The organism is Mangrovimonas sp. ST2L15 (assembly GCF_001280515.1).
GTDB lineage: Bacteria > Bacteroidota > Bacteroidia > Flavobacteriales > Flavobacteriaceae > Mangrovimonas > Mangrovimonas futianensis.
This window is the reverse complement of record NZ_LBIQ01000048.1, coordinates 1-398: the sequence shown is the minus strand read 5'-3', so window position 1 is coordinate 398 and position 398 is coordinate 1. Positions and strand designations below refer to the sequence as shown.

At 45.0% G+C, this 398-nt stretch carries 1 protein-coding gene; it reads left to right on the top strand.

What is annotated here, in order from left to right; translation table 11 throughout:
* Positions 1-153: 153 nt before the first annotated feature.
* The coding region (locus ZA07_RS15020; RefSeq protein ID WP_157492173.1) for a hypothetical protein at positions 154-398 on the top strand (245 nt) is incomplete at its 3' end.

Sequence of the window (398 nt, the reverse complement as noted above, 5' to 3'; positions counted from 1 at the left end):
CGCAGTCTACAATCGGGGGTCAGGTGGAAGCGCGGGAGTCTACATATGCTGCCTATGCACTATATATATTTTTGATTGAGCGGGGCCGCTGGAAAGCAAGACTATACTGTCCTCTTCGTGGGCAGCGTCATATGTGTATAAGCGGAAGATCTGGTGATAGTGGTTTATGGCTCACAGAGGAATAGGTATGTCACTGGATCAGGTCAAACAGTTGATAGTGTTGAGTTTAAAAATGAGCCTGTGCCACAACTCGTTCGGACATTACAAGGAAAAATTACTGGTGATCAAATTATTCAAAATACCGGGATACCTGGACAAGGTATGACCGTAAGCGTTAGGGGATCGGCTTCAAGCTCTACTGGAATTGATCTACCTTATGATGGAGATGGATATCCTTT